Genomic DNA, 25,314 nt, shown 5'->3' on the forward strand with positions numbered 1-25,314 from the left:
TTTAATCTATTCTCCTAATCTTGACTCTAATACTTGATTTATATCAAAGTTTTCAATTTGAAGATAATATTCTGCACAATCTATTAAAGCTTTCATTGGAACTAATCCAATAACCTCAGCTCCTACTACTGGAACACCATATCTCTTTGCTTCCATCTTCACCATTTCCTGTGCAGTATAGATAGCTGTTTTTTCATATTGTACTAAGTTTATTGAAACTTGAGCTATGTTTCTTTCAGTTAGCATTACTCCAACTGCTTTAGCGTATCTTAAGCCCCCATTTATGTGTCTTATTTTTCTAGCTATTGCATTTGCTATTTCTATATTATCTGTACCTAAATTTACATTGTATGCGATTAGTGGGAACCTAGCACCTATAACTGTAGCACCGCTTTTTTCATTCATTTCATTTGGTCCGAAATCTGGCTTCCACTCAGGTTGTTTTATTTTTTCAAAGAATCCCTCATATTGACCTTTTCTTATATTAGCTAAGTTTTGTCTTTCTGGTGCTGTAGCTGCATCTTCATATAAATACACAGGAATGTTTAATTCCTCTCCAACTCTTTTTCCTAATTCCTTAGCTAGTTCAACACATTCTTCAGTAGTTATGTCCTTTATTGGAATGAAAGGAACTACATCTGTCGCACCCATTCTTGGATGTGCTCCCTCATGTTTACTCATATCAATTAGTTCTGAAGCTTTTTTAATAAGTTTAAAAGCAGCTTCCTTCACTTCTTGTGGGCCACCTATCATAGTTACAACTGACCTGTTGTGATCTTTATCTGAACAATAATCAAGTAACTTTACTCCTTCTGTTTTTCTAACTTCATCCACAATTTTTTCAATTATTTCTTTATCTCTACCTTCACTAAAATTTGGTACACATTCTACTAATTTTGCCATATGTATTTCCCCCTTAGTTTGTTTTATTTGATTCTATTGTATCGTTTACACATCTATATACCGTCTATTTAATAGTGATTTATTAAGAATTTTCTATATAATTCAAATAATTTAATTATTTTTTTGTCGACGCTAAAACTTTCAATTATTTTTTATTCTAATAAATTTAACTCACAGATTGTATTTCTTTTTATTTCTCAAGTTATTATTAATTAATCCCGAGAACTGAATATTTCATAAAAACAATCAAAAAATAAAAATGGAATTGCCCCAAATCTGCATAAAATAAGTATTTAGGTACAATTCCTATATAGAGTTTTAGTGATGCGAAACTTAAATTATATATAAACTTCTCCTTCAGCAACTATACTCACATTACCCTTCAGATAAATATCCTCAATCAGACCATTCTTCACGGTGGTAAGGACATCTATATTTCCACCAGGCTGCTTTACTTTTTTATCAATACTACTGCGGAACTTTGAGGACAATACTACACCAAGAGCAGCGGTACCTGTACCGCAACCTCTTTCCCATATAAGGCTGCCAGTGCTTTTAACATAGACAAGGGGCGTCATAAAATCTTCTTCTTCATTATAGAACATTATTCCGAGAGCACTGTAAGGTAATGGAGAAAGCTCTTTTACAAGCTTAAGAAGTAACCCTTCGCCAGGAAGATCATTACCTGCAGATATCACTACATGGGAGATTCCATCAAACTCTACAAGAAGCCCACTGTAATCAACTCCATTATAATTAATTTCAATTGGATTGATCGACTTATGCAGTGGAATTTTAACCTTTACTTCAAAGGTATTATTGGTAATCTGTTTAACTTCACTGTAAAGAATCTGCTCAACTGCTGATGATTCAATAGGCACAATATGCTTCCCCTCTTTCAATTCAAAGGAACTATAACCTTTCTGAACCATTACAGCAGCAAAAGCTCTTGAAGCGTTGCCACAAAACTCTCCTCCCATCATATGAAGCCTTGAACAGCTTCCAGGAAGGTTAGGTCTTTCAATAAACCCTACTTGCTCAGCATGGAGGTTGTTATAATTCATAAGCTTGTTTGCTACTTCGGGGTATATTGATCTTGGAAGAGGATCAAGTATGAATATTGTCATATTTTCAGTGGGGTTTACCTTTACAAAATTTAATTTCATTAAGATCAACACCTCTTTTTCTCTGATATAATAACTCATATTCCGCTAAACTTGTTTTACATATTCAATAGTTTAGTATATCGGTCACTTCTTATATAGTTATATATTATGCGAAAAGGAGGCAATAGAAAAATAGTTATGCGGAATATAAGTTATAATTACTATTCAGCTATTTTTCTACATGTTCAAAGTCGCATTCCATTAGAGGAACTACCTTTGTATTATTTGCTTTCTTGTAGCCAAGATAAAGACATAAAAATATAGGAATAACTCCATAGTTAGTTATAAAGTCAAACCAACTGAAGGTTTCTGCCTGAAATACCCATATATTAGCACCAAATAAAACAACAACACAAAGTATCATTGCAAATATAGGACCAAATGGGTACCACAAGGCTTTATATTTTAGATCTTCAATCTTTCTACCTTGAGCAGCATAAGCTTTTCTGAATCTGTAGTGGCAAATTGCTATTCCAAGCCATGCTAAGAAGATTGTAATTCCAGATAAATTGTAGAGTATGTAGTATATCTTACCATCACCAATAAGCGATGCAAAGAATGCTGTTGATGCGACAGCTGCTGTAAGAATAAGTGCATTTATTGGAACGCCTCTTTTGTTTAACTTAGCAAATAATTTTGGGGCTTTTCCTTCTTTAGCCATAGCATATACCATACGAGATCCTGCATAAAGTCCTGAGTTACCACAAGAAAGAACAGAAGTTAATATAACTGCATTCATTATTGACGCAGCAGCAGCAATACCAGATCTTTGAAATACAATAGTAAATGGGCTATATGCTATTTCTGATACGCCATTTTTCAATAAATTGGGATCAGTAAAAGGAATAATAAAACCAATAACAATAATTGCACCAATGTAAAAAATAAGTATTCTCCAAAAAACTGAATTTATGGCTTTTGGCACATCCTTTTCAGGATTTTCGGATTCACCAGCTGCAAGTCCAACCACTTCTGTACCAGCAAAAGAAAATCCAGCTGTTAAAAAGCTCATCAGTATTGCTACTCCTCCACCTACAAATGGTGCAGAATTACCTTTTCCATCATTAAGCGTCCAATTGCTAAAGCCTGTTGAATGGCCTCCCATGATTCCAAATATCATAAGTATACCAACAACAAGAAATATGATGATTGTTACAACCTTTATACTTGAAAACCAATATTCACCTTCACCGTACGCTCTTGCGGACATTAAATTTAAACAAAATAAAATAATTAAAAATCCTACACTCCAAAAGGTAGTCTGTGTATTAGGCAACCAATACTTAATAACAAGTCCAGCTGCAACTAATTCCGCTGCAACAGTAATTGCCCAGTTAAACCAATAATTCCAGCCTAGTGCAAATCCAAGTGCTGGATCAACAAATCTTGATGCATAGGTTTCAAAAGAGCCGGAGCTTGGTATCATTGTCGCCATTTCTCCTAGTGACGTCATTAAAAAATATACAAGAATCCCCATAAGTCCATACGCCAAAATTGCACCACCAGGACCTGAAGAACTAATTGTGTTACCACTTGTAAAGAATAGACCGGTTCCAATTGCACCCCCTATAGCAATCATGTTCATGTGTCTTGTCTTTAAACTTCTTTGCAATTCGCCGTGATTTTTTGTTTCCAAATTTGTGTTCATAAAATCCCCCCTTGTTCTCTTTAAGTTAATATCACTTTAATTAGCTGCAGCTAAACTAATTATATCGTTTACACATCTCTAAAACGTCTATACAAATGGAAGTTTGTTAAAAATTTATTAAGAATATTCTATGAATTTTAACTATTTTTATTGACGCACAAAATAAGCTGATGTTTTTTACATCAGCTACTCAACATTTATTTTATTTAAAGCATCAATTTGATGCTTATCCCTTGCTTCGGTTAAATATTTTTTCCCCTGTTCAATATATTCTTTCAAATCATCATTTAAATAGTTTCCAAAGGTTTGTTCAATATAAAAATTATCTTTCATATTTGCCTTTAATTCTGCTTTAACTTTAAAAACTGTTCCTATCTCTTTAGGGTTTTTTAATGCCTTTGAGTTCATGTCAGCATTCTTCAAATACTTTAAGGCTCCTTCAAAATTTTCTTCATCTACTAGAATCATTGACATAAATGCCTCTGCTATGGCTCTTCCCCATATAAAATCAAACTGTCTGTAGATATTCATCGCATTTAAAAAATATCCCTTTGCCAAAATATAATCACCAATATAATAAGCTGTTTCCCCTGCATTGGTTTGAAATAAAGCAAGACAAGTAAGTACATTTTTTTCTTCACATATTTCAATAGCCTTATTGTAATAGTGTAATGCCTCTAAAAAATTACCATTCTTCTTTCTTATATCTCCAATATAATTATAACAAGCAGCTATGTTCAAAACATACTGGTCAGAATTATTTTTAGTGGTACTCAGAGTATTTATTGATTTGTGCATTAAGGCCTCAGCTTCTTCATAGTCTCCAATCATCTTTTTATACAATGCCTTAAGCCTCAATAATATACCTATTTCTTTGTTGCAATTATATTCCGCAGCTATATCAAGTCCAAGATTAATATAACTTATCATTTCATCAGTGTTATTTGTTTGGATACAATAGTAAATCATCTGCTTGCACCCCTCAATAGCGTAGGCTGAGCTGCTAATTTCCTCCGCCTTTTCAATCATATTTTGAATATTTCTAATTCCTTCGCCATATTCACCTCTTCTTATTAAATATCTACCTTTTATATGAAAAACACAGATCTCAAATTCTAATGTTTCAGCTGAGTTTCCTTCTTCATCCTTTACCTTATTTAAAAGTTCTTCTATTTCAGAAATATTCTTTACAGTTTCACTCTCATTAAAATATAATTTATTGTAGGTCTCATTTTTATTATAAATTACCGGAAAAAGTTCGTGACTAAAATTAAAATATATATTTAAGATTTTGATTCTGTATTTTAAGGTAGCTATATAATTGCTGGCATTTTGAAAATGATAAATTAATTTATAATAAACATTGATATCACCTATATTTTTTTTAAGAGCTCTTTCAAAAATCTCTCCTATCCTGTTATGGAGTATTCTCTTTCTCCCTTGGGATAGCTGTGTATATTGAAATTCTCTTAATTTTTGGTGAGTGAACTTAAAACATATATTATTCCCATTAATTTCTTCCTTCAAAATACACTTTTTCTCAAGTTGCTCTATTATGTCCATAATCTGCAGTTCATCCTTATGTGTCAACTCTTTTAAAATAAACATAGGCACTTCATCTACAAATAGTGATGATATTTCAACTATCTTTCTTTCATCCTCGGACATATCTATAAATCTACCCTTTAAAATGTCTTGCATCTTAGAGGTCATTATATTTACATTTTTCTTTGATTTAATCATATTTAGATATTCTGTAAGGAAAAAGGTATTTCCTTCCGTTTCTATATATATTTTGTTTATCATTTCCTGCGACAAAGTTACATCTGGAAGAGCTTTTTTAATAAAATGTTCTACTTCCTCGGCATTAAATCTAGTAAGCTCTATAACTTGAACCCTATCATATTTGCAAATTGAAGCAAAGAATTTTTCTGTACAAGTATTGATCTCATTTCTACAAGTAATCAAAAATGTTATATTACTTCCTTGCGAATGAGAAATGATACTTGTAAGCAGTGATATGCTAGTTAAATCCATCCATTGAATATCTTCAAAAACTAATAAAACTTTCTTTTTTATAGATATTATTTTTAAAATATCATTTACTATATTTCCTATTACATCGTACTTTAATAAATCTATTGCATTTTCTATCTTAATACTTTCCGAAAATCTGCTATTTCCTATTTCATTAGTAAAGTTACCTATTATGTTTTCTAAAATAGCAGGGATTTTAATATTATCAATACTTATTGTATATGCCAAATCTGATATGATATTTCTCCATGGTTTTAAGGCATAATCGTTCTCAAATTGATAACAGTTTGTTTCAAATATGTATGTATCTTTTCTATTTATAGATTTAAGAAACTTATCCTTAAGGCTCGTCTTTCCTATTCCCATTTCTCCCTTTATTAATATAGATTTTGCACTCTTATCATTAATAAAGTTTGTATAGTTTTTTTCCAGTAACCTTAATTCATTGAACCTTCCATAAAAATAACTTTTGTAGTTTTCTGTCTCTCCTCTGGAATTCATCAAATCAAGTACTTCTTCAAATACTTCTTTAGTTTTATCGCTAGGAGTTATAGATAGTTCTTTTTCTAATATATCAGAAAGTTCATTATATAGCTTTATGGCATTATTAAATTTGTCTTGGTTCTTATAGCAATTAATTAGAGTTCTATATGCTTCTTCATTAAATTCATCTACTTTTATAAGCAGCTTACAGTAATGCTCAACTTTGTTATAGTTTTTATTTTCTTCCTCTAATTTTATTTTATGACTAAGTTTTTTTAAATATAGTTCCTCAAGATACTCTTGGGTTTCAAGCATCCACTTCTCAAAGTTCTCAGCATCCTTAGGTATATACCCCTTTAAAAACTTGCCTGTATATATATCTATTTCATCTTTATTAGTAACAAATGTATCAACGTCTGTTTCAATATTTATATTAGGGTTTAACGTAATTATAGACTTATTTGAGAAGGATAAAATCTCCTCATCTCCAAAGGATTTTTTAAGCTTATATATTGCATTTCTTAAATTTTTTCTTGCAATATTTTCTTCCATATCCGGCCATAAAAGCCCTGATAGCTCTTCTCTTGTAGCCTGTTTCTTAACTACTAGATAGCAAAATAAAGCTTGTACCTTGCTATAGGGAAATGCTACATTTTTTCCATCTAAAGTTACAATAAAGCAGCCAAGCAATCTTACATGGATATAACTCATATCATCACCTCTCTGAACCCACATAATTATTAGTTGCCAATTCATAATTAATTATAAATTTTTTGAATTTTGTTGTCAATTTACTGCACTAATATGTTAGTCTAGTATCTAGATGTTGCTTTATCCTTAGAAATATGAAAATAAATGACAAGTCATAGATAATAGTATATTATTGAAAAAATAAGACAATGGAAAAACTCCATTGTCTTATTTCAAGTTTAAATCATCAGTATTTCTATAGTGCCATTCCTTTTTCAAGTGCAGACACATTTAAATCAACAAATCTTTCTTTTACATTTTCTTTTACAGCTTTAATCCAGTCAACATTTTCAACATTTAAAGCTTTTAATAGTCCACCTAGCATAACTATATTTTGTGCTTTTATATTTCCTAATTTTAAAGCTTCTTCAGCAGCATTTATAACAGTTACATTTTCAAATGCTCCTTTTACTTTATCAATAACATTTTCAGGATATTTTTCTTTTCCTGAAAGTACAGTAGCTGAAGGAATTGCGTAATCATTTATTACTATCTTTCCATTTGGTTTTAGGTAATCTATCCATCTTAACGCTTCTATTCTTTCAAAAGCCACTATTAAATCTGCTTGTCCTAAACCTATTATAGGAGAATAGACTTTTTCACCATATCTAACCTGTGTTGTAACACTTCCTCCTCTTTGGGCCATTCCATGAACTTCTGACATTTTAACATCATAGCCCGCATCTATTAATCCACTAGAAAGTATCTTTGAAGCTAGAATAATACCTTGTCCTCCAACTCCTACTAAAAGAACGTTTTTTACTTCACTCATTATTATTCACCAACCCTTTCTATTGCACCAAACGGACAAACTTGTGCGCATACAGAACATCCTACACACATAGTTGGATCTATGCTTGAGTATTCTTTCATAGCTATTGCTGGACACCCTGTTTTTGTACACATTTTGCACTTTTTACATTTTTCTTCATTAACACTATAAGTTTTTGAACTTAAATCAAATTGTTTTTTATCTTCTTCAGTAAACTTTTTAAGAACACATGGCCACTTTGTAATAATTACTGTAGGTTCTGTTGCTGTCAACGCAGCGCTTACAGCCTCATCTGTTTCTTTTAAATTTAATGGGTTTACAACTTTTAAATTCTTTACGCCAATAGCCTTACAAAGATTTTCTATATCAATAGCTTCCGTCTTTTCTTCCGCCAATGTATAACCAGTTCCTGGATTTTGTTGATGTCCTGTCATTCCAGTTATTCTATTATCTAATATAATAGTAACTGAGTTTCCTCTGTTATATACTACATCTATTAAGCTTAAAAGTCCTGAATGGAAGAAAGTTGAGTCTCCTATTACACTTACTACTTTCTTGTCTACTCCATTTACGTCGAAAGCTTTTTGAGCTCCATGTCCTGAGCTTATAGATGCTCCCATACAGATACAAGTATCCATTGCATTTAAAGGCTCTGATGAACCTAATGTATAGCAACCTATATCACCTGTAATCATTATGTTCTTTTTCTTAGATAATGTATAGAATAAACCTCTGTGAGGACATCCTGCACATAATGTAGGTGGTCTTGCTATAATTTCATCTTTTAAAGCCTCTACTGAGCTTGCTGCTTCAGTTTTAGCTTCACACTCTGTTCCTAATAGTGAATTGGCAATTATATCAGGATTTAACTCTCCTATATTTGAAATTTTTTCTTTTCCTATACAAGCTATTCCCCTTGCCTTTAATTGCTCTTCTATATATGGCTCTAACTCTTCAACTACATATAAAGTTTCAACTTCTTTTGCAAACTCTTCTATCTTTGCAAATGGAAGTGGATGGGTAAAACCTAACTTTAAGTATGAAGCCTTGTCACCAAATACTTCTCTAGCATATTGATAAGATATACCTGAAGTTACAATACCTATCTTTTTATCTCCATATTCCACTCTATTTAAAGGAGTGTTGTTACTGAATTCTTCTAACTTCTTTAATTTATCTTCAACAACTACATGAAGCTTTTTACCATTTGCAGGAGTTGCAACAAATTTAGTTATATTTTTTACATATGGTTTGATTTCAAATGCTTGTCTTTCTCCAAGCTCAACAAGAGTTTTTGAGTGGCACACTCTTGTTGTAACTCTATAAAGAATTGGTGTATCAAATTTTTCTGATATTTCTAATGCCTCTTTTATAAAATCCTTAGACTCTTGGCTGTCACTTGGCTCAATCATAGCAATTTTTGCAAATTTAGCATAATATCTGTTATCTTGTTCATTTTGTGATGAATGCATACCTGGGTCATCTGCAGATATTAATACAAGTCCACCATTTACTCCTGTGTATCCATATGTCATTATAGGATCTGCTGCTACGTTTACCCCTACATGTTTCATTGCAGCAAGTGATCTTGCTCCTGCTATAGAAGCTCCTATAGCTACTTCTAAAGCTACTTTCTCATTTGGAGCCCATTCTGAATAAACCTCTTTATACTCTGCCATATTTTCTAATATTTCTGTTGATGGTGTTCCTGGGTAAGCTGCAGCTACTGTTCCTCCAGCTTCATAAAAACCTCTAGCAATTGCCTCATTACCTGTCATAAGCTTTTTCATTTATATTCCTCCTCTTTCTAAAACCTATCTTATTAATTGGTTACTTCATTTAATTGAGTCTTTTGTGCTTTCTTTTTTGCAAAGGCTAATATTAATCCTAATGCCATTGATAACATTGCGGCAACCAAGACTCTATATTCAGGCGGTAATAAAAAAGTTATTGTATGTGCTGGTATCCAGAAAATCGGAACAGTCTTTAATATAACAAAAGACACAAATCCCGCCCAATCAATCCTTCTAACAACATCGCCAATATTTGTACTGCTTCCTTCGTACTTTGAATCTATGAAGGTATCAGTTATTCTGTGGAATGCCATCATTGTTGGCGCAAAGGTTACATTCATTATGGCACTAGTGAAGAATGCAAAAGCAAACTTAGAACCTTTCCCTGGAAGAAGACCTTTAGACAATGCTGCCATAACACCTGATGCAAACATATCGAATATTAATACGATTGCCATACCTAAAAATCCCCAGATAGCAGCCCTATAAATTGCTCCTTTAGGAATAATCCAACCTCCTGCAACAATTCTTATTGCTAAAAGTTCGCCCATTGTTGCAAGTATGCTAAACTTTACAAATCCTCCTGCATAAGGATGCGCAGTTGTAAACTTCATAAATACATCATGGGTGGTAGGCACTACTAGTATTGCTATTAGTGCTGCTAAGACTAAAGTCCATACTATATCTCCTTTTTTCAAGCTATATCCTCCTCGTATTCTTCACATTATTTTTTAAACCTCTAGCCTATGCTAGGATTGTTCATTATCTCTTATTTTCTAGATTTCCTTTAATACTTCATCTAATCTCTTTATAAACTTCTCTGTTTGTTCCATTGTTCCTGTACTTACTCTAAGCCAGCTATCCCATCCCCATAGGTATCCTGGTCTTATAATTACTCCTTTTTTAAGTAGACCTTGGAACACTATTCTCGAGTCTTCATTTACATTAACAAAAACGAAATTTGCATTAGGTTTTATATACTCAAAATTCTTCTCTTGAAAATATTTTTCCATTAAACCTAGTGATTTATAGTTTAATTCAACAGTTTTATCAAGATGTTCTTGATCTTCTAGTGCTGCAATAGCTGCTGCTTGAGCAAGCCTATTTACGCTAAAGGTTAATTTTATTTTATTCATTGCATCAGCAATCTCTTTTGTTGTCAATAAATACCCTACTCTAACTGCTGCAATTCCTGCCACTTTAGAGAAAGTTCTTAGAATGATAGTATTTGGTCTTTGTTTTAATATATCCAAGCTTTCTGGATATTCTGGATTCTTTATTGCATAGTCATAATAGGCTTCATCTAGTACAATTACTACATCTTCAGGTGTGTTTTTCACTAAATAATCTAAGTCTTCTTTAGGCATTATATTTCCTGTAGGATTATTAGGATTACATACAAATATTAATTTTGTTTTTTCATTTATTCTTTCTACAAAAGTTTCAAAATCATGCTTATAATTCTTTAGAGGAATTTTAACTGCAACTCCTCCCATAAAACATACTTCTGAAGAGTATTTATCAAAGCTAGGATTAGCCATTATTGCTTCATCACCAGGATTTATAAAGGTTTCTGCTATCATCTTTAAAAGTTCTTCTCCGCCATTACCTATAACAATATTTTCAATAGGTAGAGCATACTTTTCTGATAGCTTAATTTTAAGTTCTGTTGAGTTTGCCTCAGGATAGATATGTATATTTGCCGCTTCTCTTCTTATAGCTTCTATAGCCTTAGGAGATGGTCCTAAGGGATTTTCATTTGATGCTAATTTCTCAATTTCCTCTATGCCTAATTCTCTCTTTAACTCTTCAATTGGCTTACCAGGAACATATGGCTTTACATAAGCTACTTCATTTTTAAATAGGCTTTTCCCCATGATCTTATCCCCCTATCCTAAATCATATTCATGTGCCTTTTCTTCACCTTTTAACACTCTAAGAGCCCCAAAAGCTAATGCCTCTAATTCATTTTCTCCTGGAACAATTTCCACTGGAGCAATAAATTGTACTCTTTTCTTTATCCAACCAGTCATCATCTTTGAGTATGCAATACCACCTGTAATTATTACTGCATCTACTTCCCCATCTACCACAGTTGCAAGTTCCCCAATTCCTTTAGCTATTTGATATGCCATAGCTTCATAAACTAATTTAGCATTTTCATCGCCATTTTCAATTTTCTTTTCAACTTCTAAAGCACTATTAGTACCTAAATTAGAAACTAATCCGCCTTCCCCTCTCATTTTCTTTTTCATTACATTTTTGTCAGTACTATAACACATTTGTAGTAACCGTTTGCAAGCTATTCTTCCAGCTCTCTCAGGTGAAAATGGTCCTTCATCATCAGAAACAATGTCAACCATCTTACCTTTATTGTGAACACTAATAGATATTCCTCCACCTAAATGAGCAACAATTAAATTACAATCGTCATAAGCTTTATCTAATTTTTTTGCTACTTTTATTGCCACAGCTCTCATATTTAATGCATGAGAGAAGCTGTCTCTTTTTACATCAGCCATTCCTGTTATTCTTGCAATATCTTCTAGCTCATCTACGGCCACAGAATCATAAATAAATGCTGGTATATTTAATGACTTAGCTATTTCATTTGATATTATTGCACCTAAATTTGAAGCATGTTCCACTAAAGGTCTATTAGCTAGTCTATCTACCATAGAATCATTTACTCTATATGCTCCTGATTTTACTGGAGGTAATAATCCACCTCTCCCAACAACAGCGGATAATTCCTTAACATCGAAATTCATTTCTTTTAGGAAGTTCATTATAGCTTCATATCTCATTTCATATTGTGCTGTTATGTTTTTGTATTTTGCTATCTCTTCATTAGAGTGCTCTATATTTTTCTTAAATAGTTCTTTTGTCTCTTCATAAAGAGCTATTTTAGTAGAAGTAGAACCTGGATTAATAGCTAATATTTTGTACATTATTTCACTCCTCTATTATTATAGAATTTTTCTAAAATTACCCTCAATTCTGTATTTAGCAAATATTGTGCCAGTAATTACAACATTCCTAAATCCTTTATTTTTCTACATTATTATAAAAAAAGTACAAGCAAACGGGGTAAATGGTACAAATTTCTGATACCATTTACCCCGTTTACATAATTTACTTTTAAGGCGCCTATGAAGTAGAAACTTAAATCAGATGGGGTTTCAATCCACACCTGATTCTTAGTTGAACGAATCCATGGACGTAGCCGCTCTTTACTCCCTCTTTGAGAAAAGCAGATATCCCTAATCTGTGATTTGGTGATAGTCGCTTTCACAGAGTGCGAGGGAGTATTAGATCGGGTAGTCATCGGATAAATTTTAAATTTCTTATTTCATATATTTACGTCTATTTAATATCTAACTTATTTCTAACAGCCCTAAAATAGTAGATTTATTGTGAATTATTAATTTTCCATTCTTCTGTGAAGCAATCTCTCCTATTGATAATGCACCTTCAACAGTAAAAGACAGCTTGTCTTGAATATTCTTAAGTTCTACATTAATTGTTCTGTTGGTCTTATTTCTGTACTTTCAACATATTCTTTAATCTGTACTAATGAATTTAAATACAATTGTGTTTCCCCCTTTAAAAATATATTAATTATTGAATTCTATCATTGGTAATCATTTCAATTATATTATTATTTTTCTTACATTTTCTACATAATTTATTATTTTTTTATAAATATTTTAAGTTCGTTATCGAATATTTGTATTATTTTTTATATTAATTTTTAAAACCCTTATTTATTTATAAGCTTCGTATGTATTTTTGTATAAAAAACTCGATTTATATATATTAAAAAATGTTGAAAACTATGTAATTTTCCTGTAATTAATTTTATAATCTTTATATGGATATAATTTTATTCTTTTATGAATTCTAATAAATTTAAAGGATGATACTATGAAAAATTTTTGGGGGATATTTTTTCAATTTATTAATGAAATACACATAGACCACCATCGTGGTCTAATTATTTGTCACTATATCATGTTGATAATATTTTTTATAATAATAGCTTTATTAGTCATGAACATTTCAAAGCGCAAGAAAATTGAAGCTGAATTAAATGAAAGTAAGAAAAGCTTACAAAACAATTTAAATTTTCTGCGGCTAGTTCTTGATACAGTTCCTGATCCAATATTTTGCAAAAATTCTGACGGTGTATATATAGAATTTAATAGCGAATTCGAGAAATGCTTAGGTTTGACTAGAGAAGAAATATTAAATCATACCGCTTATGATCTTAACCAAGGTGAATATTCTAATGTCTACCACGAAGCAGATATAGCTCTAATGAAAACTAGGGGTATGCAGACATACGAATCAAAAGTAAGATATTCCGATGGTAAATTACATGATATACACTTTAGAAAAGCAACAATAATTTCAGAAAACAATGAGGTCAATGGACTTGTAGGCATTATGATAGATTTTACAGATTTGAAGAAGAACGAAAATAAAATAAGCAGGCTTCTAAAAATTAATGAAGCTATGCTTGAAATAAATCAATCTATACTAGGGTTAGATAATATTAATCAGCTATTTGATTTAATATTAGAAAAAGCATTATCAATTATAGATGAAGCAGAATATGGCAGTATATTAATATTAAAAGATGATGAAATGCTTGAAATTGGAGCATCTAAAGGATATGATCCAGTTAAAGCTAAAAATTTTAATCTTCAGTTGAATCATTGCTTTCACTGGCTTAAAACTAATGGTAATATCAAAGATACCGTTATTATCAACGACGTTTCCAAGCTTCCAGGAGCTGATATGACCGACATAACTGAAGAAATAAAACAATGGTCTATTAAGGCCTCCATCAGTACACCTATCATAATTAATCAAAAACTATATGGTATGCTAAATATAGATAGTAATCGTATCAATGCCTTTGTAGAGGAAGATGCTCAAATTCTACAATATATGAAAAGTCAAATTGAAATAGCAATTAACAAACATAATCTATATAAAGAAACAATTTATTTATCTAAATACGATAAATTGACTAATCTATATAATAGAAGCTACTTTGAGGAAATGTTTAATAAGGGTTTTCAAAATATTATTAACAATAATGAAGAATTTAATCTTGTAATTTTTGACTTAAATAAATTGAAGTATGTTAATGATAACTATGGTCATATAGCAGGCGATGAATATATTAAATTATTTGCTAAAAATTTAAGTAATCGATTTAGCTCTCCAGATATTTTAGCAAGATACGGCGGAGATGAGTTCATAGGAATATTCTTTAATACAAATGATGAAATTTTAACTAAAAAATTTGAAGAATTGATTGATTACCTCAAAAATAATCCCTTAAATTTTAATGGACAAAATGTAATATGTAGTTTTAGCTATGGTATTGCTAATTTTCCTACGGATTCTATTTTATATGATCATTTAGTTATAGCTGCAGATGTAAAAATGTATAACTACAAAAGACAGCCAAATATCAGACTTGCAAGCTGTGCAATCTCTAGAAAAGATTAAGGTATAAAATAGGACTGTCGCATTAAGAATAAATACTACAATATATTATGCTAATTTTAAATTTGCAAAGCAATATATTGTATATAAATTCCTTAGTGCGACAGCCCCATTCTAATACTTTTCCTTTAAATATTTAATAACTTTTCTACCAAAATCCGTTATTAAACTTCCACCTCTTCCTACGAAAACCTTTGCCATCGAGAACTTCTCAAGATTAATTAATATAGTTCTTATCTCCTGCTCACTTAAAAAAACGTTATGTTCTGTTGCAATTTTATATAAGGTTCTTCTTCCAAGTCTGCTTTTATTAATATAGCTTTTTTCCAATTCTTCTAGAATAAATAAGTACTTCTCTATCTTTCCTTCTGAGCTTTCCCAAAACTCATCTAATATACTTTTTTCATTTAAAGTTAAAATAATATCATTTCCATCTTCCTCATTATCGAAGGGAAGATCTATTACATCTATTTGTTTTAATCCAAGATTAGCAAAATACTCAACGTAGTTTTTAAGTTCTCTAATATTTCCTTTCCAATTATGATTTAATAAAACTTCTTTTGCTTCCTGTGTTAGCTCAAATTCACTATAAAATTGTTTTTTAATTTTATCAATTAACGGTAGGATATCTTCTTTGCGATCTCTAAGAGGAGGTAGTTTCAACGGAAGTACCCTTAACCTATAGTACAGATCTTCTCTAAACTCGCCCTCCTTAACCATTTCTTTTAGGTTCCTGTTTGTTGCTCCAATTACTCTAATGTTTACATTAATAAGTCTATCGCCTCCGATTCTCATAACTTCCCTCTCTTGAAGAGCCCTCAGAAGCCTCATTTGAAGATTAAGAGGCATTTCTCCAATTTCGTCAAGAAACAATGTTCCATTATGAGCTAATTCAAAAAGCCCTGGTTTTCCTCCTTTCCTCGCTCCTGTAAAGGCTCCTTCCTCATATCCAAAAAGTTCGCTTTCTAAAAGGCTTTCTGGAAGTGCACCACAGTTTATTGCCACAAACTGATAATTTCTTCTTTTCGAATTATTGTGTATAGCCTGAGCAAAAAGCTCTTTTCCCGTTCCACTTTCGCCTGTAATTAAAATGGAGGATTCTGATTTCGCCATTCTTCTTGCTATATCTATACATCTTTTTATTGCTTCACTTTCCCCTTGTATATCCTCAAATCCATATTTTGCTCTATGTCCTTTGCCTATAAGCTGTTCCCTTAATTTATGCTGTTTCTTTTCTATATCATTGAACTTTTTTACAATGGCAACAGCTCCATATAACTTGTTTGAATGTATTATAGGATCAACAGACACAACTATATCATATCCATTTATTCTTATAAGTTTTTCTTTGACAGGCTCTAGATTTTCTAAAACATATTTGAAAGGAATATCCGGCAGCACATGCAACCCATGTTTTCCGATTATATCACTTTTTTTATATCCTATAATATTTTCAGCACCTTCGTTATAATTAGTTATTATTCCTTTAGATGTAATACCTATAATACCATCATCTAGTACCTGAAGTAATATATCTATTTCACTTTCAAAGCGATTTGTTTGTCCTATTATTGTTGACAATCCAGCATCAGTAGTTACAATTTCCTTATAACTTTTCCTAATATTCTGTCTTTGCAAAATATGAATTAAGTTTAACTTTGCTCCAATATTCATTATTGTACTTACATCCAAAAGACTGCCGCCAATATCTATAACTTTATTTGAAATGTTTGAAACATATTTTGTTTCCCCTAATACAATTACAGTCTTTTCTTCGATGCCTATATTAATACCTGGACAAATAGGCGTCAATTCTATATGTCTAACTCCTAACTGATATATCACCGAAACCATTTGTGACGCCATATCTACATTTTCATCCATTAATAAGGCTTGTGTACCCTCTGGAATAGCCATAATTTTTTCTAAAGAAGATTTTAAAATTGTTCTATTTGCAATAACAATCTCACTTCTCTTATTTATATAGGGCTTAATGAGCTTAAATATATTATAAGATTGGATTAATATTAAATCCGCTTGTATACCTTCTTTTATATATTCACTATCTATACAAAATCTATCTACAATGATATTATCTGAAAATAAGCTTATAATTTGCTCATTATAGGTATCAGCAGTTGATGTACTATAACTTATGATAGCTAACCTTTTCTTCATATGTTTCCTCCTTTTAGTGGTCACACTGGGTAATTTTGCTCGTTTCCCTTCGGTCACTGGGTAACTTAAAATTTTCGCTTCCGATCACAAGTTACCCGTAAAAGTTCATTTAGAACTTTTACCTTCTCTTAAGTTTAAGTAAATTGCCATGTAAATTATACTTCTACTAAAAATTATATCACAAACTAAAAAAGAAGTATTATTATTGTATTTCCAAACTTTCACATAAATGATAACATGTAAATATAAAAATATGTTATATTAGATATATAATACAACTTTTTTATACACAGTATACCAAATAAATCAATTTTAACCAGCAATATAATAGTTTAAATAGACAAAGTTGGAGGGCAATGCTTATGAGCAAAACTTTAGTTAAACGAGTAGGCCTAATAATTAGTTTTGTATTATATGTTGTTTTAAATATAAATACCTATGTAAAAGCAGAATCTCATAAAAAGGTTTTAATTCTTCACTCATATTCAGAAGATTTTAAATGGACAAGTAATATTTCTACTGGAATCAGATCTGTATTAGGTGATGTAGATAAAATTGATTTACTATCTACTTACATGGATACAAAAAGAGTTAACAACAGCGCCTACATCGAAAGTCTTAAAAATCTATATAAAATAAAATATACAGATACTAAATTTGATGCCATAATTTGTTCAGATAACGATGCATTAAATTTTCTAGTTAAATATGGGGATAGCTTGTTCCCCAATACACCTGTTGTGTTCTGTGGGGTAAATAATTTTAACCAATTAATGCTAAATGGACATAAAAATTATACTGGTATAGTCGAAACAATTGATATAGAACCAACTATTAAGTCAATGATAAAACTTCAACCTAATATTAAGAATATAATAGTAGTTTGTGATTCTACACCTACAGGAAAGTTAAATGAAGAAGATACTAAAGATATTATAAAGCGCATGAGATTAGACGTTAACTTTCATTTTTATCGTGATATAAATATTGAAACATTAGATGAAACTGTAAAAAAATTTGGTGATAACACTGCAGTTCTCCATGTAGGCCAACTTAAAAATAATGAGGGAGAATTTATTAACTACGAGAATATAGGTCCTTTAATTAGCAAACATATAAAGGCAGCCAACTACATATGCTGGGATTTTGCTTTAGGAAATGGTTTATTAGGCGGCAAAGTACTTAATTCTACAGAGCATGGTAGAGCTGCTGCACAAATAGCGCTTAAGATATTAAATGGTGAAAAAGTAGAAAATATACCTATATTATCAAAAAGCGTAAGTAGTTATACCTTTGATTATAATCAACTAGAGAATTTGAAAATTGATACAGACAAGCTCCCAGATGGAAGTGCAATAATAAATAAAGATTTTTCTTTTTATGAAACCTATAAAAAGCTAGTTTGGTCCGTAATCAGTATACTTATTATATTGTCTACATTTATAATTATACTTTTTATAAATGTTAAGAGAAGAAAAGAAAGCGAAAGAAAACTTCAAGAAAATTTCGAAGAATTAAGTGCTGTATATGAAGAGCTTACAGCAACAGAAGAAGAGCTTAGAGCTCAATATGATGAACTCCAGGAAAGTGAAGAATTTTTGAGATTAAGTGAAGAAAGATATAAGCACTTAGCTTACTACGATAACTTAACTTCTCTTCCTAATAAAATTTCTTTTGTAGGCGAATTAGACAAAGCAATAGATTCTTCTAGCAAAGCTGGAGAAAAAGGAGCCGTTCTTTTTATAGATCTTGATAACTTTAAAAGAGTGAATGATACCTTAGGCCACCACTATGGTGATATATTGCTTAAAGTTGTGGCAGACAGATTAGAAGCTATTATCGATAGGAATAACACCCTTTATAGATTGGGCGGAGATGAGTTTTTAGTTCTTATGAAAAATGTAGAGAATAAGAAACTTATTGCGAATACTTGTAAAAAAATAACAAATAGTTTTAGAACTCCTTTTGAAATAGATGGAAAACAAATTTTTACAACGGTTAGCATAGGAATTTCATTATATCCTAATGACGGACTTGATTCTAATTCGATTTTAAAAAATGCGGATACAGCAATGTACAGAGCAAAGGATTTAGGTCGAAATAGATATGAGTTTTATAACATAGAAATGTTTAACGAAATCCTAAAAAAGTCTCAAATTGAAAAAGGATTAAGAGATGCTATAATAAAAAATGAATTTCAATTATATTACCAGCCTCAGATTGAATGTAAGACAAGAAAAATCAAGGGAATGGAGGCTCTATTGAGATGGAAGAGCAATGATTTCGATTTTGTTTCTCCAGCAGAATTCATTCCTATTGCAGAGGAAACTTCTTTAATAGTGCCAATCGGTCAGTGGGTACTGAAAACTGCTTGTAAGCAGGCAAAACAATGGCTCGATTTTGGTTATAATTTAGGGGCAATAGCTGTAAATGTTTCTATCGTTCAACTTCAGCACCCAGGGTTTATCAATATAGTAAAAAGCGCTTTAATTGACAGCAATCTTCCACCAAAGCTTTTAGAAATTGAAATTACGGAAAGTGTGCTTATGCAGTGCTTGGATTATAATATAGTAATCTTAAACGAATTAAAAAAATTAGGAGTTAATATATCTTTAGATGATTTTGGAACAGGCTATTCCTCTTTAAACTATTTAAGAATACTTCCAATAAATAACCTTAAGATAGACAAATCTTTTATTGATTCAATCCATCTAAATAGCGGCGATAAAGAAATAACAGATGGTATAATTCAACTAGCCCATAAGATGAACTTAACTGTAATTGCTGAAGGTGTGGAATGGGAAAATCAGTTCCAGATACTTCAATCTCTAAATTGTGAAATGGTTCAGGGATATCTATTCAGTAGGCCTATACCAGCTGATCATATCGAAAACTTGAGTGATTTAATGTAATTTAAAAGTGTAGATGCTTTTAAAAACTAAAACCAGCTACACTTTTATCCTTAAACTCTTAAACTAATTGGCTGCAGTACGACAAAGGTATTTTCCATTTTTTCTACCTTCCAATTTAGAATCATACAAGAATCCAGTTTTGGTCTATACATATTAACTGCCTCATCCTTAAGAAACATTTTTAGATTATATGCGGCATATATGAACGCCGCTTTTTTCTTATTTGTATCTGTATATTTTCTTAGATTAATTAACCCTGAGGCAACTCCTGCCAAATGAAATGAAGGATTATACAAACTATTTCTGCTATCTGAAACTACTAGTTTAACATTTTCTCTAAGCTTAGGCATAAGTTGTCTAAGTAAGCTCATTCCTCTTCCCTGCGGAATTTCTACTTCTGTAATTCCTTCACTTAAACTTTCGCAAACCTTACTCCATAACTCCCTGCTAGATTCTTTATCGATTTCTAGATAATCTCCTAAGGTAATAGATTCAAGGTATCTTAAATCATGAAAAACATTACATTCCTCAATCAAATCACAGAAATCAATTATAATTGGCTTATTTTCAGTAATGATTATGTTATCTCCTTGAAAATCTCCATGGGCATAAGCTGTAAGGCAAGTTACCTTTAAACCATTCCAAACATCTTCATTATTAAAATAATAATATGGGTTGGGCAGTAATATATCTGTCCCATCTAAAGATATCCACTTTGTATATTTATCTACTCCTATTGATTTGAAAGCCTGTTCGTACTTATCATCCATATATCTATAGGAAAGTTCATTTTTAACTATATCTTTAGGTGATATGTACTTCTTTGCATGTTCTTTATTCCAGATAAACAAAAATTTAGTCATTTTTGAAATTATACTATCTTTAAGATCGTCTTCATTAATAACCTTGTCCAAAAATGTTTCACTTTTATATATGTCATCACCTGCTAAATCATATAGATTTGCATGTATAGTAGACTGTGTTTTACTTTCTATTTCATAGTTTGCTATAAGTTTAGCAATATATTTATGCATATTATTTTGTACAGCTAAATCATATGCTTTTTGAAATACTTCTGCTTCATTGCTACTTGTTATCTTTAATATTCCTACCCTGTTGTCAGCTCCATATTCAACCATATATACTCCTGCTCCAGACCTTCCTCCATTAAATCTCTTCAGTACTTCTACAGGAGCAATTTTATCCTTAGCCTCATCACTTATTTTATTTATTTCGTCCAATATTCCTACAATATCCATCACTAAACCACCCTATAAATATAAAACTTATTCTATATGTTATATTATAACTATTAATAATAAACAAGTCATCAAGAAAAAATGAATATATTATTAAATTAAATATAACATTAAGCGGTAATATTTATTTTAAAATATTGTTTATTTTACTTTATATTCAAAAGTTAAGTGAAAGATTAAAATAATTTTATAATTCATATGTATTTAAAATTGGAATAACATTTATTATAGGTACTTCATAAGGATGAACTTCTTTTATCGTATCCACTGTTTTTATCAATACTTCTTTGCCACAGCAAAATTCAACCTTACACTCTTCTGCATAACAAATTTCTCCAACCTCACCTTTAAAAGGATCAGCGCCCTGAAGTGGTCTCCATGAGCCAGTCACTTTAGAAACAGCCATACAATTATCATAGTTCCCACCTATAGTAAGCGCTCCAATATCATTTAGACTTTTTCTTAAATTTTTTAGATATTCCTCCGGTATAAAAGTTTCCACTTTAAAAAAATTAAATTCCATTTTGCATTCCTCCTCTAAATATTAGAATCATATAGATAAGTTAACTATAATTAAAGTTTGTATATGTAAAAAATTATTAGTAGTTCTATAAATTATTATAAAACGTAAAAATTTCATTACAGGATTATAATGGACTAAAAAAGTATAGTAAACGTTTTTTAACTATTAAAAATATTGCTAATAGTCTTATTTAATATTTGTTTTTCTATATATTCCATGTTAATATTAACTCATAAGTTAAGTAAAGGGGGAACTGATAGATGAGTACAATGAAAGAATTTGTTTTTTACCCACGTTTTGTTCAATTTCAAGGGGTTAGAGGTGTAACTGTAGATAATAGTCATAAAATATTAAATGAAATAGTTAGAGATGAAGAACTTAGTTTAGGTAATAGACAAGTTGGGAATAGAAGCTATCACGTTTTCTATTTTAAAAACGACTGTTTTGCAGTTTATTATCATGGTGGCGGCACAGATGCATTATTCACTTCTAGATCATTGGATGAAGTTTTAGATTATATAAATGGTTTGAATCCTGAAGATTTTAAATAAGATATATGGATAGAGGCTTTGGCAACTGCTAAAGCCTCACACTATTTTAAAATTTTCCTAGAATTAACTAATTATCTTTTTAATTAAAATCTTTTTGCTACTTCCTTAGCTTTAGCTACGGCACTTGCTTTAATTTCCTCTGCCTTATCAGGCATTGCACTTACTCCTTCTACAATAATAGATTCTTTATCATTTATTCCTATAAAGTTTAGTATTGTATTTATATATTTGTCTCCCATTTCTAAATCGACAGCAGGTCCACTAGAGTACACTCCCCCTCTTGCCTGAATATGAACAGCTTTCTTATCTGTTAAAAGTCCTACTGGACCATTGTCAGTATACTTAAAAGTCTTGCCTGCAATACAAATATTATCTATATAAGCTTTCATCTTTGGTGGTACAGTAAAATTCCAGAATGGTGTTACAAAGACATATTTATCAACAGATATAAATTGCTCTAATATATCGTTCATAGCTGCTATCTTGCTTTGTTCCTCTGATGTTAAATTTTCAAAGGAAAATCCTTTTCCAAACTTATCCCATGCACTAAAAACAACTTCATCAATTAGCGGAATCTCCATCTTATATAAATCTACAGGTATTATTTCATCATTGGGATTAGCATTCTTATAAGCATCTATAAAAGCACTTCCTACTGATAAGCTATATGAATATTCCTTAGACTTTGGATTTGCAGTAATATATAATACTTTTGACATTTTTACATTCTCCTTTTCATTTTTAAATATATTTTTTATAAATTCAAACATTTTTCACCCTTCTTCTTAAATATAGAATAAACAGAATTCTTGGCTTCAGGTGGAGTTTTAACTCCATCTGAAGTTTAGAAGTCGTTATCCAGGGACATAGCCGCTCTTTACTCCCACTTGAAGAAGATGGAAGTATTAGAGCGGGTAAGTCATCGGATAAACTAAATAATAATTTTTATACAAAGTGACAATAATATATATATTTACTTTATAAAATTAAATAATTTATTAAAACTTAGTTACTTTATGTAACTATAGTACAATAAGTCACTTACTTTTGTCAAGTAAATATGATAAAATAATTATAGGAGTTGATATACATGGAAAAATTTCATTTATGTCCTAGGTTTGAATCTGCTTTTGAATTACTAGGAAAAAGATGGACTGGATTAATCATACGATCCTTATTAAATGGAGCTAAGAGATTTTCTGATATTCAGGAAATAATACCTAACCTTAGTGCTCGTATGCTTACAGAAAGGTTTAAAGAATTGGAAGAACAAGGTATTATTACTCGTAAGGTTTACCCAGAAATGCCAGTACGTATTGAATATGAACTGACTGAAAAAGGAAGGGACCTAGAAAAATCTATGGACGAAATTCAAAAATGGGCTGAAAAATGGGCATAAAATAGAAAGCTTCCTCTATTATTTTAGGGGAAGCTTTCTTAATTTCAGTAAACTTCAATTTTTATATTATTTTTAGAAATTTCTGTTCTAGTCTGGTTTATTCTTTATGCCCTTCTTTTCTTATCACCGGAATTCTATATTCACAAGGTACCGCTGTTTGACATTTTCCACAGCCATAACGTGGTGCAAAACGCTTCTTAGTAACATTAGTAAGAAAATCATCACAGGGCTCGTGTTTTTTCCCTAATTTATCAATTGCTTGTGCAGGACATCTATTAATACAGGCACCGCATTGACTGCAATAATCATAAACACCTTCATATTTTCTTTCAGTTGCTTCAAAAGGTATACTAACGATTATACTTCCTAATCTGCCTGCAGCTCCTTTTTCTGTTATCATTGACTTACTTAATCCAAAGGTACCTAGCCCTGATATAAAGGCAACATGTCTTTCAGACCAATTACTTTTATAGTTCCCAGACACAAAACGGGAATCCAATCCTGGGATAATCGCTTCTCCTCCCATGTCTACAACTTTTTTTACTAAAAACTTTGCAAGCTCCTTATTGGCTATTTCCCCCTCAACCCTGCCATACAACCATTCTATTGCTGGTAGATCCTTGTTTTCACGATTTGCCTTTCTCACAGCTTCAGTAAAAGGCAGGAAGTACGATATAACTGCTTTTGCCTGCGGCATCCATTCTAGAGGAGTCATATGACCATCACCTATAACCTCTTTATCTTTTAACTTTAAAAACAATGGATCGTCAGCAGCAGCAATTCCTATAATTGGCGCATCAAACATTTGAATTCCCTTTAGTTCCTTTATCTTATTATAATCGGTATTTGCTATAAATTCCCCTGCCTGATTAATTATCTCTTTAATATTATCCATTTCTATCCCCCTATATTTCCCTTATATAATAATAGAATAAACTTTAAATCCTATCTTTTCAAGCACTCTTTTCTAATTATTTACATCATCTTATTGCTATAGATAGTTATAAAAATTATATTGATGATTTCCATTGTAACTACAAATATAATACCTATTATATATATAGGCATATTTAATCTTATAACTTCTGCTGCTGTTAATATAGTAAAAATTATTATGGCAGCTACAGTAATTTCAAAAGTAGTATAAGCCGCTCTATATCTTATCAGCTTCAGCATTTCATCATCTTTATTTACTACTCCAATACTTTTAATGGGATGCTTTTCAAATAATTTAGTTAAAATCATCCCACAAATGCCCATTATTATAAAAGCTACTGAGAATGCTTTAGCAAATTTCATTCCTTCTCCAGTTGTTCCTTGATAACTAGAATATAGATAAATTGCCGCACCCATTAATCCAATTATTGTGGCTCTAACAAATCCAATAAAATCTGTTCCTAATTTACTAGTTTTCATA

The 25,314-nt window shown here is 31.0% G+C and carries 19 protein-coding genes; 4 read left to right on the plus strand and 15 right to left on the minus strand.

The annotated features are described in order from the left end of the window. Window positions 1-6: 6 nt before the first annotated feature. From ftcD to buk, 9 genes are all read right to left on the minus strand, one after another. Entirely contained in the window at window positions 7-903 is an 897-nt protein-coding gene (gene ftcD / locus I6U51_RS05905) for a glutamate formimidoyltransferase (protein ID WP_211141759.1), read from the minus strand. Window positions 904-1,241: 338 nt separating this feature from the next. Continuing rightward, the gene (locus tag I6U51_RS05910; RefSeq protein WP_211141760.1) at window positions 1,242-2,069 is read right to left on the minus strand and encodes a histidine racemase CntK family protein; all 828 of its coding nucleotides are present in this window, start codon (window positions 2,067-2,069) and stop codon (window positions 1,242-1,244) included. A 169-nt stretch (window positions 2,070-2,238) separates the two neighbouring features. Next, window positions 2,239-3,717, minus strand: coding sequence for an amino acid permease (locus I6U51_RS05915; protein ID WP_211141761.1), 1,479 nt, complete (start codon window positions 3,715-3,717; stop codon window positions 2,239-2,241). Between the two features lie 186 nt (window positions 3,718-3,903). Next, window positions 3,904-6,948 carry an ATP-binding protein gene (locus tag I6U51_RS05920; RefSeq protein WP_211141762.1) on the minus strand — a complete coding sequence of 1,015 codons (3,045 nt, stop codon included), beginning with the start codon at window positions 6,946-6,948 and terminating at the stop codon, window positions 3,904-3,906. Window positions 6,949-7,183: 235 nt separating this feature from the next. After that, a complete protein-coding gene (locus I6U51_RS05925) occupies window positions 7,184-7,759 on the minus strand; it encodes an indolepyruvate oxidoreductase subunit beta (protein WP_211141763.1) in 576 nt (191 codons plus the stop codon). A gap of 2 nt (window positions 7,760-7,761) precedes the next feature. Beyond that, window positions 7,762-9,549, minus strand: a complete 1,788-nt coding sequence (gene iorA / locus I6U51_RS05930; RefSeq protein WP_211141764.1) for an indolepyruvate ferredoxin oxidoreductase subunit alpha — start codon at window positions 9,547-9,549, stop codon at window positions 7,762-7,764. Between the two features lie 32 nt (window positions 9,550-9,581). Next, window positions 9,582-10,250: a hypothetical protein gene (locus tag I6U51_RS05935; RefSeq protein WP_211141765.1), complete on the minus strand. Its 669-nt coding sequence runs from the start codon at window positions 10,248-10,250 to the stop codon at window positions 9,582-9,584. A 78-nt stretch (window positions 10,251-10,328) separates the two neighbouring features. Further along, on the minus strand, window positions 10,329-11,429 hold the full coding sequence (gene hisC / locus I6U51_RS05940; RefSeq protein ID WP_211141766.1) for a histidinol-phosphate transaminase: 1,101 nt from the start codon (window positions 11,427-11,429) through the stop codon (window positions 10,329-10,331). Between the two features lie 12 nt (window positions 11,430-11,441). Next, window positions 11,442-12,503 carry a butyrate kinase gene (gene buk, locus I6U51_RS05945; RefSeq protein WP_246517114.1) on the minus strand — a complete coding sequence of 354 codons (1,062 nt, stop codon included), beginning with the start codon at window positions 12,501-12,503 and terminating at the stop codon, window positions 11,442-11,444. A 976-nt stretch (window positions 12,504-13,479) separates the two neighbouring features. Here buk and I6U51_RS05950 point away from each other — a divergent pair. After that, window positions 13,480-15,078 carry a sensor domain-containing diguanylate cyclase gene (locus I6U51_RS05950; protein WP_211141767.1) on the plus strand — a complete coding sequence of 533 codons (1,599 nt, stop codon included), beginning with the start codon at window positions 13,480-13,482 and terminating at the stop codon, window positions 15,076-15,078. 111 nt (window positions 15,079-15,189) lie between these two features. Here I6U51_RS05950 and I6U51_RS05955 read toward each other — a convergent pair whose 3' ends face one another. Continuing rightward, window positions 15,190-17,253, minus strand: a complete 2,064-nt coding sequence (locus tag I6U51_RS05955) for a sigma-54 interaction domain-containing protein (protein WP_211141768.1) — start codon at window positions 17,251-17,253, stop codon at window positions 15,190-15,192. 362 nt (window positions 17,254-17,615) lie between these two features. Here I6U51_RS05955 and I6U51_RS05960 point away from each other — a divergent pair, with 362 nt between their 5' ends. After that, window positions 17,616-20,165: an ABC transporter substrate binding protein gene (locus I6U51_RS05960; protein WP_211141769.1), complete on the plus strand. Its 2,550-nt coding sequence runs from the start codon at window positions 17,616-17,618 to the stop codon at window positions 20,163-20,165. Between the two features lie 50 nt (window positions 20,166-20,215). Here I6U51_RS05960 and I6U51_RS05965 read toward each other — a convergent pair whose 3' ends face one another. Together I6U51_RS05965 and I6U51_RS05970 are read right to left on the minus strand one after the other, a co-directional pair. After that, entirely contained in the window at window positions 20,216-21,424 is a 1,209-nt protein-coding gene (locus tag I6U51_RS05965; protein ID WP_211141770.1) for a P-loop NTPase family protein, read from the minus strand. Window positions 21,425-21,611: 187 nt separating this feature from the next. Further along, on the minus strand, window positions 21,612-21,947 hold the full coding sequence (locus I6U51_RS05970) for a YqfO family protein (protein WP_211141771.1): 336 nt from the start codon (window positions 21,945-21,947) through the stop codon (window positions 21,612-21,614). Window positions 21,948-22,207: 260 nt separating this feature from the next. Here I6U51_RS05970 and I6U51_RS05975 point away from each other — a divergent pair, with 260 nt between their 5' ends. Continuing rightward, complete coding sequence (locus I6U51_RS05975) at window positions 22,208-22,498, plus strand: hypothetical protein (protein WP_211141772.1); 291 nt, start codon at window positions 22,208-22,210, stop codon at window positions 22,496-22,498. 83 nt (window positions 22,499-22,581) lie between these two features. Here I6U51_RS05975 and I6U51_RS05980 read toward each other — a convergent pair whose 3' ends face one another. Further along, the gene (locus tag I6U51_RS05980) at window positions 22,582-23,268 is read right to left on the minus strand and encodes an FMN-dependent NADH-azoreductase (protein WP_246517116.1); all 687 of its coding nucleotides are present in this window, start codon (window positions 23,266-23,268) and stop codon (window positions 22,582-22,584) included. A 320-nt stretch (window positions 23,269-23,588) separates the two neighbouring features. On the opposite strand from I6U51_RS05980, the gene I6U51_RS05985 reads away from it, so the two are divergent. Beyond that, window positions 23,589-23,897: a winged helix-turn-helix transcriptional regulator gene (locus I6U51_RS05985; protein ID WP_211141773.1), complete on the plus strand. Its 309-nt coding sequence runs from the start codon at window positions 23,589-23,591 to the stop codon at window positions 23,895-23,897. A 97-nt stretch (window positions 23,898-23,994) separates the two neighbouring features. On the opposite strand, the gene I6U51_RS05990 is transcribed toward I6U51_RS05985, so the two are convergent. Together I6U51_RS05990 and I6U51_RS05995 are read right to left on the minus strand one after the other, a co-directional pair. Beyond that, window positions 23,995-24,792 carry a 4Fe-4S binding protein gene (locus I6U51_RS05990; RefSeq protein ID WP_211141774.1) on the minus strand — a complete coding sequence of 266 codons (798 nt, stop codon included), beginning with the start codon at window positions 24,790-24,792 and terminating at the stop codon, window positions 23,995-23,997. Between the two features lie 80 nt (window positions 24,793-24,872). Continuing rightward, on the minus strand, window positions 24,873-25,313 hold the full coding sequence (locus I6U51_RS05995) for a DUF2178 domain-containing protein (protein ID WP_211141775.1): 441 nt from the start codon (window positions 25,311-25,313) through the stop codon (window positions 24,873-24,875). Between the last annotated feature and the right edge of the window lies 1 nt (window position 25,314).

Source organism: Clostridium aciditolerans, from assembly GCF_016316925.1.
In the GTDB taxonomy this organism is placed as follows: domain Bacteria; phylum Bacillota; class Clostridia; order Clostridiales; family Clostridiaceae; genus Clostridium_AM; species Clostridium_AM aciditolerans.

Bases quoted from the DNA above. Each gene is read 5' to 3' on its own strand.
- ftcD (WP_211141759.1), bottom strand. From the start codon at position 903: ATGGCAAAATTAGTAGAATGTGTACCAAATTTTAGTGAAGGTAGAGAT.
- I6U51_RS05910 (WP_211141760.1), bottom strand. From the start codon at position 2,069: ATGAAATTAAATTTTGTAAAGGTAAACCCCACTGAAAATATGACAATA.
- I6U51_RS05915 (WP_211141761.1), bottom strand. From the start codon at position 3,717: ATGAACACAAATTTGGAAACAAAAAATCACGGCGAATTGCAAAGAAGT.
- I6U51_RS05920 (WP_211141762.1), bottom strand. From the start codon at position 6,948: ATGAGTTATATCCATGTAAGATTGCTTGGCTGCTTTATTGTAACTTTA.
- I6U51_RS05925 (WP_211141763.1), bottom strand. From the start codon at position 7,759: ATGAGTGAAGTAAAAAACGTTCTTTTAGTAGGAGTTGGAGGACAAGGT.
- iorA (WP_211141764.1), bottom strand. From the start codon at position 9,549: ATGAAAAAGCTTATGACAGGTAATGAGGCAATTGCTAGAGGTTTTTAT.
- hisC (WP_211141766.1), bottom strand. From the start codon at position 11,429: ATGGGGAAAAGCCTATTTAAAAATGAAGTAGCTTATGTAAAGCCATAT.
- buk (WP_246517114.1), bottom strand. From the start codon at position 12,503: ATGTACAAAATATTAGCTATTAATCCAGGTTCTACTTCTACTAAAATA.
- I6U51_RS05950 (WP_211141767.1), top strand. From the start codon at position 13,480: ATGAAAAATTTTTGGGGGATATTTTTTCAATTTATTAATGAAATACAC.
- I6U51_RS05955 (WP_211141768.1), bottom strand. From the start codon at position 17,253: ATGAAGAAAAGGTTAGCTATCATAAGTTATAGTACATCAACTGCTGAT.
- I6U51_RS05960 (WP_211141769.1), top strand. From the start codon at position 17,616: ATGAGCAAAACTTTAGTTAAACGAGTAGGCCTAATAATTAGTTTTGTA.
- I6U51_RS05965 (WP_211141770.1), bottom strand. From the start codon at position 21,424: ATGGATATTGTAGGAATATTGGACGAAATAAATAAAATAAGTGATGAG.
- I6U51_RS05970 (WP_211141771.1), bottom strand. From the start codon at position 21,947: ATGGAATTTAATTTTTTTAAAGTGGAAACTTTTATACCGGAGGAATAT.
- I6U51_RS05975 (WP_211141772.1), top strand. From the start codon at position 22,208: ATGAGTACAATGAAAGAATTTGTTTTTTACCCACGTTTTGTTCAATTT.
- I6U51_RS05980 (WP_246517116.1), bottom strand. From the start codon at position 23,268: ATGTTTGAATTTATAAAAAATATATTTAAAAATGAAAAGGAGAATGTA.
- I6U51_RS05985 (WP_211141773.1), top strand. From the start codon at position 23,589: ATGGAAAAATTTCATTTATGTCCTAGGTTTGAATCTGCTTTTGAATTA.
- I6U51_RS05990 (WP_211141774.1), bottom strand. From the start codon at position 24,792: ATGGATAATATTAAAGAGATAATTAATCAGGCAGGGGAATTTATAGCA.
- I6U51_RS05995 (WP_211141775.1), bottom strand. From the start codon at position 25,313: ATGAAAACTAGTAAATTAGGAACAGATTTTATTGGATTTGTTAGAGCC.